At 70.8% G+C, this 10,862-nt stretch carries 10 protein-coding genes; all 10 read left to right on the top strand.

The annotated features are described in order from the left end of the window. Positions 1-1,486, top strand: a 1,486-nt coding sequence (locus tag VGE49_RS12555; protein WP_331034882.1) for a heme lyase CcmF/NrfE family subunit, incomplete at its 5' end; no start/stop codon positions are given. Further along, positions 1,483-1,965, top strand: coding sequence for a cytochrome c-type biogenesis protein (locus VGE49_RS12550; RefSeq protein ID WP_331034881.1), 483 nt, complete (start codon positions 1,483-1,485; stop codon positions 1,963-1,965). The genes VGE49_RS12555 and VGE49_RS12550, both read left to right, overlap by 4 nt. A 235-nt stretch (positions 1,966-2,200) precedes the next feature. Then, positions 2,201-3,772 carry a Do family serine endopeptidase gene (locus tag VGE49_RS12545; protein ID WP_331034880.1) on the top strand — a complete coding sequence of 524 codons (1,572 nt, stop codon included), beginning with the start codon at positions 2,201-2,203 and terminating at the stop codon, positions 3,770-3,772. 66 nt (positions 3,773-3,838) lie between these two features. Then, positions 3,839-4,510: a response regulator transcription factor gene (locus VGE49_RS12540; RefSeq protein ID WP_105562419.1), complete on the top strand. Its 672-nt coding sequence runs from the start codon at positions 3,839-3,841 to the stop codon at positions 4,508-4,510. A 56-nt stretch (positions 4,511-4,566) separates the two neighbouring features. After that, a complete protein-coding gene (locus VGE49_RS14245) occupies positions 4,567-4,836 on the top strand; it encodes a DUF559 domain-containing protein (RefSeq protein WP_414643656.1) in 270 nt (89 codons plus the stop codon). Positions 4,837-4,838: 2 nt separating this feature from the next. Next, a complete protein-coding gene (locus VGE49_RS12535; RefSeq protein WP_331034879.1) occupies positions 4,839-6,242 on the top strand; it encodes a sensor histidine kinase in 1,404 nt (467 codons plus the stop codon). After that, positions 6,242-9,139, top strand: a complete 2,898-nt coding sequence (locus VGE49_RS12530) for a bifunctional [glutamine synthetase] adenylyltransferase/[glutamine synthetase]-adenylyl-L-tyrosine phosphorylase (RefSeq protein ID WP_331034878.1) — start codon at positions 6,242-6,244, stop codon at positions 9,137-9,139. The genes VGE49_RS12535 and VGE49_RS12530 overlap by 1 nt, the downstream gene beginning before the upstream one ends. Positions 9,140-9,203: 64 nt before the next feature. After that, positions 9,204-9,842 carry an EF-hand domain-containing protein gene (locus VGE49_RS12525; RefSeq protein WP_331034877.1) on the top strand — a complete coding sequence of 213 codons (639 nt, stop codon included), beginning with the start codon at positions 9,204-9,206 and terminating at the stop codon, positions 9,840-9,842. A gap of 63 nt (positions 9,843-9,905) precedes the next feature. Then, the gene (locus VGE49_RS12520; protein WP_331034876.1) at positions 9,906-10,487 is read left to right on the top strand and encodes an RNA polymerase sigma factor; all 582 of its coding nucleotides are present in this window, start codon (positions 9,906-9,908) and stop codon (positions 10,485-10,487) included. 16 nt (positions 10,488-10,503) lie between these two features. Then, on the top strand, positions 10,504-10,862 hold a 359-nt coding region (locus tag VGE49_RS12515), incomplete at its 3' end, for a hypothetical protein (RefSeq protein WP_331034875.1).

The following is a 10,862-nucleotide window of genomic DNA, read 5'->3' as shown; positions in this document are numbered from 1 at the left end:
GGCGCTCGCCTTCCATCCGCCGCTGCTCTACGCGGGCTATGTCGGCTTTTCGGTCTGTTTCTCGCTGGCGGTCGCCGCCCTGATCGAGAAGCGGGTCGATCCGGCCTGGGGCCGCTGGGTGCGGCCGTGGGCGCTGGCGTCGTGGGCCTTCCTGACGGTGGGCATCCTGCTGGGCTCCTTCTGGGCCTATTACGAGCTGGGCTGGGGCGGCTGGTGGTTCTGGGACCCGGTCGAGAACGCCAGCTTCATGCCGTGGCTGGCGGGGGCGGCCCTGCTGCACTCGGCCATCGTCACCGAGCGGCGCGGGGCGCTGGCGGGGTGGACGGTGTTTCTGGCCATCCTGGCCTTCACCTTCTCCATGCTAGGGGCCTTCCTGGTGCGCTCGGGCGTGCTGACCAGCGTCCACGCCTTCGCCGTCGATCCGCAGCGGGGGATGATGCTGCTGGCCATTCTGGGCGCAGCGGCGGGGGCGGCCTTCGTCCTGTTCGCCCTGCGGGCGCCGGCGATCCGGTCGGGCGCGGCCTTCGCGCCGATCAGCCGCGAGGGCGCGCTGGTGCTGAACAACCTCTTCCTGACGGCGGCGGCGGCGACGGTGTTGCTGGGGACCCTGTATCCACTGATCCTCGAGGGGATTTCGGGGGCGACCATTTCGGTGGGGCCGCCCTATTTCAACGCGACCTTTGTTCCGCTTCTGCTGGTCGCCTGTCTGATCCTGCCCGCCGGGCCTCTGCTGGCGTGGAAGCGCGGCGACCTGAAGGGGGCCTTGCAGCGGCTGTGGCTGGCGGCGGGTCTGGCGGTCGTGGCGGCGTTCGCGGCCTTCCTGCTGTTCGAGCCGAAGAAGGCGCTGGCGGCGGCGGGACTGGGCGTCGGGGCCTGGCTGATCCTGGGGGCGCTGGCGGAGCTGGCGACGCGGACCAAGGCCTTCCGCGCGCCGTTGGTCGAGACCCTGCGCCGCGCCAAGGGGCTGCCGCTGGGGGCCTGGGGCATGACCCTGGCCCACGCCGGGCTGGGGGTCTTCATCCTGGGGGCCGTGGTCGAGACCAGCTTCAAGGCCGAGGCGGCGGCGGCGATCCCGCTGGGCGGCGAGGTGTCGTCGGGACCGTGGAAGGTGACGCTGGACGCCGTCGAGGTGATCGAGGGGCCGAACTATCTGGCCGAGCAGGGACGGCTGACGGTGGCGCCCGTCGAGGGGAACGCCGTCGAGCGCGTCGTCACCGCCGAGCGCCGCTTTTTCCCGGCGGGCGGGCAGACGACGACCGAGGTCGGGCTCGACTTCCGCGGGCTGGACGACGTCTATGTGGTCATGGGCGAGCGGGCGGCGACTGAGGCCAACGAACAGGCCTGGACCGTGCGGGTCTATTACAATCCCTGGGCGCGGCTGATCTTCCTCGGCCCGGCCATCATGGCCCTGGGCGGGGTGCTGTCCCTGCTGGACCGGCGGCTGCGGGTCGGGGCTGGATCGCGTCGCAAGGAGATCAAGGCGTGAGGCGGCTGGCGGCGTTGGCGGGGGCGTTGGCCCTGATGGCGGGCGCGGCCCCGAGCCTGGTATTGGCCGAACCTCCGCCGGCGCCGGATCGTCCCTTGCCCGACGCGGCGCAGGAGGCGCGGGCGCGGGCCCTGTTCGGCGACATCCGCTGCGTCGTCTGTCAGCATGAATCCATCGCCGACAGCCCGGCCGGCATCGCCGCCGACATGCGCCGTCTGGTGCGTGAGGAGATCGCGGCGGGCAAGAGCGACGAGGCGGTGCGCGCCGATCTGGTGCGGCGCTACGGCGACTACATCCTGTTCCAGCCGCCGGTGCGGGCGGGGACCTGGCTGCTGTGGTTCGGGCCTTTCGCCCTGGTGCTGGGGGCGGGGGCGATCTTCGTCTGGCGGTCGCGTCGGCGTCGGGTCGAGGTGCAGCCTCTGACGGCGGAAGAAGAACAGGCGTTGGCGGAACTGACCGCCGATCCTGACCAACCCTGACGTCAGCCTCTTCTCCCCTTCCGCTCATCCCGGCGGACGCCGGGATGAGCGGGTTTCCGGGGCGGTTCTCCAAAATGACAGGCTTCGCCGCGATCCTGACGCAAGCGCGCCTCACGGCGAACGCGGATCAGGAACAACCATCGCGAGGGCGTGCATTGGCTTGGGCCGAAACCCCCTATATCCATGGGCGAACGGAGCTTTTGGAGCTCCGCCTTTAAGGACTGCAAGGACGACGATGCTGAAACGCAAGGAGTTCATTCTGGGGGCCGCCGTCGGCCTGACCTTCGCCGCCGCCGCGACGGCGGGCGGGGTCATTACGTGGCCGGGCGCGCATGCCGCCCCCGCCGCCGCCCAAGCCGGACGGCTGGTGCCCTCGGCCGGGGCCGCGGGTCTGGCCTTCGCGCCGCCGCAGGGCGCGCCGCTCAGCTTCGCCGACATCTTCCAGCAGGTCGCGCCCGCCGTGGTGCAGATCGACGTCAAGACGCGGGTCCAGCGTCCCAATGGCGGCGGTTTCCTGCAAATCCCCGGCTTCGGCGCCGTGCCCATTCCCGGTCAGCCGCGCGGCGGCGGTTCGGGCGAAGAGGGCGAAGACGACAACTCGACCACGGCGCTCGGCGCCGGCTCGGGTTTCCTGATCTCGGCCGACGGCTTCATCGTCACCAACAACCACGTCGTCGAGAACGCCGAGGAGATCAAGGTCAAGCTGAGCGACGGGCGCGAGCTGACGGCGCGCCTGATCGGGCGCGATCCCTTGACCGACCTGGCGGTGATCAAGGTCGAAGGTTCGACCTTCCCCTTCGTCTCGTTCGAGGACAAGGCCGAGCCACGTGTCGGCGACTGGGTCATCGCCGTGGGCAACCCCTTCGGTCTGGGCGGGACGGCGACGGCGGGCATCGTCTCGGCCAAGGCGCGCGACATCGGTGGGCAGGAGAACCCCTACACCGACTTCATCCAGATCGACGCCGCCATCAACCGGGGCAACTCGGGCGGTCCGACCTTTGATATCTATGGCCGCGTGATCGGGGTGAACTCGGCCATCTATTCGCCGACGGGCGGGTCGGTGGGCATCGGTTTCGCCATTCCGGCCGGCATCGCCAAGGCCACGACGGACCGTCTGATGCGTGGCGAAAAGATCGAGCGCGGCTATCTGGGCGTGACGATCGGCAATCTGACCAATGAGTACCGCGAAAGCCTGGGTCTGCCAGAAGGCACCAAGGGCGCCTATATCACCGACGTGACGGCTGGCGCGCCGGGCGAACAAGGCGGATTGCAGATCGGCGACGTGGTCGTCAGCCTGAACGGTCGCCCGATTGAGGGCAGCAATGAATTGACGCGCGCCGTCGGCGCAGTGAAGCCGGGCGAAACCCTGCGTATGGAGTTGTTGCGCGAAGGGCGTCGCCAGACGATTTCCGTCCGTGCAGGAACGCGTCCGGCTAATCTCGGCGCGGCCCAGACAGAGGGCGGAGACGAGACCGCCCCGGATGCGCCCGCCGCTATCGTGGGTGAAAAGGTCGAGGGGCTGACGGTGGCGCCGATCAGCGCGGCCCTGCGCAGCCGTTATGAGTTGCCCGAGACTGTTCGGGGCGTGGTGGTGACGGCGGTGGAGGCCCGCTCCGAGGCCGGTCGCCTGCGCTTCCAGCCTGGCATGGTGATCGTTCAGGCCAATGGGCGGAACGTGGCCGCCGTCGGCGACCTGCGGGCCGCCGTCGAGGCGGTGAAGACAGCGCGTCGTCCGGGCGTGCTGCTGATGGTGCGGACGGCAAGCGGCAACGTGCCGATCGTTCTGCCCTTCGCCAAGTCTGAATAAGGCGTAACTCACAGGATCGGCGGCGATGCGCTAACATCGCCGCCGAATCTATTTTGGGAGGGGTCCATGCGTATTCTGGTGGTCGAGGACGACGCTGAAGCGGCGACCGCGATGGTGCGCGGCCTGAGCGAGGCCGGGCACGAGGTCACGCACGCGGTGGACGGCGCCTTCGGCCTGCTGGAGTCGCAGAAGGGCGGCTACGACGTCTATGTCGTGGACCGGATGATGCCGCGTCTGGACGGCGTCGGCATGGTCGAGACGGTGCGCAAGGGCGGCGATCAGACGCCGGTCCTGTTCCTGTCGGCCCTGGGCGAGGTCGAGGACCGGGTGACGGGGCTGAAGGCCGGCGCCGATGATTACCTTGTGAAGCCCTACGCCTTCGCCGAGCTGATCGCGCGGGTCGAGGCTCTGGCCCGTCGTCGCGAGACGGGCGGGGTGCAGACCGTGCTCAAGGTCGGCGATCTGGAAATGAACCTGATCGGCCGGACCGTGCATCGGGGCGCGACCGAGATCGACCTGCAGCCGCGCGAGTTCCAGCTGCTGGAGTTCCTGATGCGTCACGCCGGCCAGTCGGTGACGCGCACCATGCTGCTGGAGAAGGTGTGGGAATACCACTTCGACCCCCAGACCAACGTCATCGACGTCCACATCAGCCGCCTGCGCTCCAAGATCGACAAGGGCTTCGACAAGGCCATGCTGCAGACCGTGCGCGGCGCGGGGTATCGGCTGGAGGCGTAGAAGCGATTTCTCCCTCCCCTTCATGGGGAGGGTGGACGGCGCGCAGCGCCGGCCGGGTGGGGAGGGCTTCAGGACATGGCGATCATCGCCAAGGCCCGCGCCATACGAAAGGCGCTCACGCCGCGCATAAGGTCGAGGCGCAGGCGGCGAAGGACAGGGTGAGGGACGCCGTGCTGGCGAGAGAAGGATTCACGACGCTGAGGTTCGACAACGCCGCCGTTCGCGATGAACCGGATGGCGTGATGGCGACTGTTCTGGCGCATCTGGAAGCCCTCCCCACCCGGCCGCTGCGCGACCACCCTCCCCATGAAGGGGAGGGAGAATAGAGATGAAGCTGCCCTCGCTCTTCCGGCGGACGCCGTTTCGGCTGACGCTGCTGTTTCTGGCGCTGTTCGTGGCCACGGCCAGCGCGGTGCTGGCCTATGTCTACATCGCCTCGGCGTCCGAGGCGCGGGCGCGGGCCGAGGCCAGCGTCAAGGCCGAGGTGGACGCCCTGACCGCCGTCTATCGCACGCGGGGCAAGGACGCGCTGAACCAGGCCTTGGTCGAGCGGGCCATTCGCGGCGGTCCCTACCTCTATGTCCTGAAGGACGCGGGCGGAAAGATCGTCACCGCCAACATCACCGACGTGCCCGAGGGCGTTTCGACCGGCCAGTGGGAGACCTTCCGCCTGACCGACACGGATGAGGACGGGCGGGTGCGCAAACGCCAGTCCATCGGCATCAACACGGCCCTGTCGGGCGGCGAGCATCTGTTCGTCGGCGAGGACGTGGGCGACATCGAGGCCTATCTGGCGCGTCTGACCCAGGCCCTGTGGGGGGCCATGATCATGGTTCTGGTGCTGGGCGTCGGCGGCGGTCTGGTGATCAGCCGCCGGGTCGAGAAGTCGATGGGCGGGCTGAACCGGGTGGTGGCGGCGGTACAGGACGGCGATCTGAAGGTGCGCGCGCCCGTCACCCATTCCGGCGACGAACTGGACGAACTGGGCCAGGGGCTGAACACCATGCTGGACCGGCTGGAGGCCTCGATGGCCTCGATCCGCCACGCCGGGGACGCCATCGCCCACGACCTGCGCTCGCCCCTGACCCGGATGCGGGCCAAGCTGGAGGTGGCGCTGATCGACGCCGAGGCGGGCAAGGTGTCGGGCGTGGACGCCCTGGGCGTCGCCCTGGACGAGGCGGACCTGCTGCTGAAGACCTTCAACACGGTTCTGGCCATCGCCCGGCTGCAGGCCGGCGGCGCGCCCGATCCCAAGGTGTTCGACGCCGCCGAACTGGCGACCGACATGGCCGAGCTGTACGAGCCCTCGGGCGAGGACAAGGGTCTGGAGTTCTCGGCCGAGATCGAGAAGGGGTTGATGGTCGAGGGCAACCAGCCCTTCCTGGCCCAGGCCCTGGCCAACATCATCGACAACGCTATCAAGTATACGCCCGAAGGCGGGGCGGTGAAGTTCCGGGCGCGGAGACGCTCATCGGGCGAGATCGAGTTTTCCGTCACGGACACCGGGCCGGGCGTGCCGGACGAGGACCGCGACCGGGTGCTGCAACGCTTCGTCCGGCTGGACAACAGCCGCACCGAGCCGGGCTCGGGCCTGGGCCTGTCGCTGGTCACGGCGGTGGCCGAGGCGCATGGCGGGCGGGTGCAGCTGGACGAGGGGCCGGGCGCCTATGGCGGGCAGGGGCCGGGGTTGCGCGTGGCCCTGATCTTGCCGCCGGCGGGCGGGACGGTCTGATGAGCGACAAGCTGAGGCCGAGGCTGCGGCCTTGCGGGCCGGTGCGCGACATGGAGGCGGCCGGGCGCATCCACGAGCGGCTGGCCGAGGCCGCCGACGCGCATGGCTGGCGCGCGACGCTGGACGGGGCCTGGGACGCGCTGGAGCCGGTGTTTTCCGCCTCGCCCTATCTGGCCGGGCTGGCGCGGCGCTGGCCCGAGCGGCTGCGGCAAATCCTGGAGACGCCGCCCGAGACGCGGCTGGCCGAGATCCTGGCGGCGACCGACGCGATCGACGGCCCGGCGGACGAGGCCAGGGCGCCGCTGCGGCATCTGAAGGCTGAACTGCATCTGCTGACGGCCCTGTCGGACCTCGGCGGGGTCTGGGATCTGGATGCGGTGACGGGCGCCCTGTCGCGCTTCGCCGACGCGGCGGCGCAGGCGGCGCTGCGCTGCGTGGCGCATGACCAGAGGCGACGCGGCAAGCTGATCTCGGCGGCGGATGATCGGCGCGGGCCGGTTCCCGGCCTGTTCGTCCTGGCCATGGGCAAGGGCGGGGCGTTCGAGCTCAACTATTCCTCGGATATAGACCTGTCGCTCTTCTTCGAGCCGGAGGTGCTGGAGGGCGCCCTGGGCGAGGGGGTGGAGGCGCAGGCCTTCGTCAACCGGCTGGCCCAGGGTCTGGCGACCCTGCTGACCGAGCGGACGGCGGACGGCTACGTCTTCCGGGTGGACCTGCGGCTGCGGCCCGATCCGTCCTCGACCCCGCCGGTGGTCGCGGCGCCCATGGCCCTGGCCTACTACGAATCCGTCGGCCAGAACTGGGAGCGGGCGGCCTTCATCAAGGCGCGGGTCTGCGCCGGGGACGCGGCCGAGGGGGCGGCGTTCCTGAAGGCCCTGACACCCTATATCTGGCGCCGCAGCCTGGACTATCAGGCCGTGCTGGACATCCAGTCGATCAAGAAACAGATCCACGTCCACAAGACCGGCGAGGGGCTGGAGGCGGCGGGCGCCAATCTGAAGCTGGGCCGGGGCGGCATCCGCGAGATCGAATTCTACGTCCAGACCCAGCAGTTGATCCTGGGCGGGCGGGACAAGGGCCTGCGATCGTCGCGGACCCTGGAGGCGCTGGACGCCCTGACCGAGCGGGGCCATGTAACGCCCGAGGCGCGTGACGAACTGGCCGCCGCCTATGCGACCCTGCGCGGACTGGAGCACCGGGTGCAGATGCTGGCCGACGAGCAGAGCCACGTCCTGCCGCTTGATCCCGAGCGTCGGGCCGACGTGGCGGCGCTGGCGGGGCAGGGCGATCTGGCGGCCTTCGACGCCGGGGTCGAGGCCGTGCTGGTCGGGGTCAATCAACGCTACGGCGAGCTGTTCGAGGGGGGCGAGGAGTTGTCCTCACCCTACGGCAGCCTGGTCTTCACCGGGGTCGAGAATGATCCGGGCACGCTGGAGACCCTGAAGCGGATGGGTTTTTCCGAGCCGGCGACGGTGTCGGACACCATCCGCAGCTGGCACCACGGGCGCATTCCGGCGACGCGGACGGCGCGAGGACGCGAGCTGTTCACCCGCCTGGCCCCGCAACTGCTGACGGCGGTGGCGAAGACCGGGGCCCCCGATGCGGCGTTTCGGCGGTTCGCGGTCTTCTTTTCCGGCCTGAGCGCCGGGGTGCAGGTGCAGGCCCTGTTCCTGAACCAGCCGAAGCTGTTCGATCTGGTGGTGGGGGTCATGGCCTTCGCGCCGCGTCTGGCGCGGGCGCTGGGGCGTCAGCCGCAGGCCCTGGACGGGGTGCTGGACGCGCGCTTCATGACGGCGCTGGGCACCGACACGGGCCTGGCCGATCAGGTGGTGCGCGAGGCGCATGAGGCCGGCGATTTCGAGGGGGCGATGAATGCGGTGCGCCGCCTGCACCGCGAGCAGACCTTCCGCATCGGCATGCATGTCGTCACCGGTCGGACCACGGCGGAGCAGGCCGGGCTGACCAACACCTCCCTGGCCGACGCCTGCATGAGGGGCCTGGCCCCGGCGGCCCTGGCCGAGGCCGAGCGGATGGGTGGGGCGTTCGAGGGCGCGGTCGCCGTCGTGGCTCTGGGCAAGGCCGGGTCGCGCGAGATGACGGCGGGGTCGGACCTGGACCTGATGACCGTCTATGCGGCGGCGCCCGAGGCGACATCGGCGGGCAAGGGTTGGAGCGCGGACCTGTTTTACGGCCGGTTCACCCAGAGGCTGATCGCCGCCCTGTCAGCCCACACCGCCGAGGGCGGGTTGTACGAGGTGGACATGCGGCTGCGGCCGACCGGGTCCAAGGGGCCGGTGTCGGTGCGGCTGGAGGCGCTGGACGAATACTACGCCACCGAGGCCGAGACCTGGGAGTTCATGGCCCTGACGCGCGGGCGGCTGGTCTGGGCCAGCGACGAGGCCTTCGGGGCGCGGGTCGAGGCGACGCTGGAGGCGGCGCTGCGGCGGCCGCGTCCCGGCGTGGACGTGGCGCGGGACGTGCGGGCCATGCGCGACCTGATGGACCGGGAGCGGCGGCCCAAGGGCTTCTGGGACCTGAAGCTGGCGGCGGGCGCTCAGGTCGACGCCGAGTTCGTGGCCCAGTACCGTCAGCTGTGCGCGGCGGCGGCGGGCGAGCCGCTGACCGTCTCGACGCTGGAGGCGCTGAAGGATGATCCCGTCCTGGCTGAGAGCTGGCGGACGCATCAGCAACTGGGGCAGTTGATGGCCTGCGCCTTCGAGGACAAGGGCGACCCGGACGCGGAGCCTGCGGGCTTCCAGCAGCGGCTGGCGGAAACGGCGGGGGCGCCGGACTTCGAGACGCTGAAGGCGCGGCTGATCGACCTGCGCCTGCGGGCGCGGCGGGCGTTTGAAGAGGCGCTGCCCCGTGGGCTGGACAAGGGGCGCGACGGAAACTGATCCGGGCGGCGTTCCATATCTCGACAGGGCGTTTTTCGGGGCTCGGCCCGTGGAGACCATCGAGATGAACAAGACCCTTGGCGGCGTCGCCGCCATCGCCTTTCTAGCCGCTTTCAGTGGCGTGGCGGTTGCCCAGGACGGGGCCCAGGCGGCCGCGCCGCAACGCCCGACGCGCGTCGCCATGGCCCAGCCGGCCAGCCAGACCGACTTCGTCGCGCGCCGGGTCGAGCGTCTGCGCGCCGCCGACGCCAATCGTGACGGCGCGGTCACGGCCGAGGAACTGCGCACGGCCGGTCAGGCCAGGCGCGTCGAGCGCCGCGCCGCCCTGTTCGAGCGTCTGGACGCCAACAAGGACGGCGCGATCAGCCGGGCCGAGTTCGACGCGCCGCGCGCGGATGGGCAGCGGGACGGGCGGCAGGCTGGGCGCGGCGAGCGCGGTCCTCGCGCCGAGCACGCCCGTCGCGGTCCTCGCGGCATGGGTCGCGGCGCAGAACGCATGGGCCGCAACGGCGAAGGCCGCGCGCCCATCGTCATCGCCGAGGCCGAGCGCAAGGCGACGGAAGCCTTCGCCCGTCTGGACGCGAACCGCGACGGGACCTTGACCGTCGAGGAGCGGCGCGCCGGGATGCGCGAGAAGCGTCAGGAAGGTCGTGAGCAGCGCAGAGCATCGGCGGCGTCGCCTTCTACGCCCGCTTCGGAGTAAGGAAGATGTCGGGGAAGGCGGTGCAGCCGTCGGCCCGTTTCGTGAACGGCGAAAGAGGCTGGATTGGCGAAGACCGCCGACCCCGACGAGGATCTGGTGCGACGCGTGGGTCAGGGCGACCCCGCGGCGATCCAGGCCATGGTCGCCAGGAAGCTGCCGCGCATGCTGACGCTGGCGCAGCGGATGCTGGGCGACGCGACGGAGGCGGAGGACGTGGCGCAGGAGGCGATGCTGAGAGCCTGGCGACAGGCGCCGCGCTGGGCGCCGGGCCAGGCCAAGTTCGACACCTGGCTGCACCGGGTGGGGCTGAACCTCTGCTACGACCGGCTGCGGCGACGGCGCGAGATCGCGACGGAGGCGCCGCCGGATCGGCCGGACGACGGGCCGGCGCCGGACCGGGGTCTGCTGGCGATGGAGACGGGCGCGCGGGTCGAGGCGGCCCTGGCGAAACTGCCCGAGCGGCAGCGCGAGGCCATCGTCCTGTGTCACTATCAGGAACTGGGAAACATCGAGGCGGCGGGGCTGATGAACGTCAGCGTCGAGGCCCTGGAGAGCCTGCTGTCGCGTGGACGGCGGGCGTTACGGTCGGCGCTGGCGGACATGGCTCCGAACGCGCCGGATGCGGTGAGAGCGGCGAATGGGTAAGGCGGGGGCTGGAACCATGACGATGACCTACGAGCGTTTTGAAACTCTGGCGGACGCCTACGGCGGCGACCTGAGGCGCTGGCCCGAGACCGAACGCGAGGCGGCGCGCGCCCTGCTGGACAGTGATCCGCGCGCGGCGGCTCTGTTGGCCGAGGCGGACGGGCTGGACGCCCTGCTGGACGCCGCGCCGCGCGCCGTGGTGTCGGCTGACCTGCGCGACCGCGTGATCGCCTCGGCCGCCACGGCGGGGCTGAAGCCGCGCGGCCGGTTCCATATCGGGCGGTTGCTGTGGTGGTCGGGCGCGGGCTGGGCTGCGGCGGCCTGCGCCGGGGTGGTGTTCGGGGTCGGCCTGACCACCCATGTCACGGCCGACGC

Source organism: Brevundimonas sp. (assembly GCF_036405315.1).
In the GTDB taxonomy this organism is placed as follows: domain Bacteria; phylum Pseudomonadota; class Alphaproteobacteria; order Caulobacterales; family Caulobacteraceae; genus Brevundimonas.
Note: the sequence above shows the minus strand (reverse complement) of the source record. Positions and strands in the feature narration are given on the sequence as shown.

What these genes read in the sequence shown, in the direction of transcription:
- VGE49_RS12545 (WP_331034880.1), top strand. Translation starts at nt 2,201, where the DNA reads ATGCTGAAACGCAAGGAGTTCATTCTGGGGGCCGCCGTCGGCCTGACC.
- VGE49_RS12540 (WP_105562419.1), top strand. Translation starts at nt 3,839, where the DNA reads ATGCGTATTCTGGTGGTCGAGGACGACGCTGAAGCGGCGACCGCGATG.
- VGE49_RS12535 (WP_331034879.1), top strand. Translation starts at nt 4,839, where the DNA reads ATGAAGCTGCCCTCGCTCTTCCGGCGGACGCCGTTTCGGCTGACGCTG.
- VGE49_RS12530 (WP_331034878.1), top strand. Translation starts at nt 6,242, where the DNA reads ATGAGCGACAAGCTGAGGCCGAGGCTGCGGCCTTGCGGGCCGGTGCGC.
- VGE49_RS12525 (WP_331034877.1), top strand. Translation starts at nt 9,204, where the DNA reads ATGAACAAGACCCTTGGCGGCGTCGCCGCCATCGCCTTTCTAGCCGCT.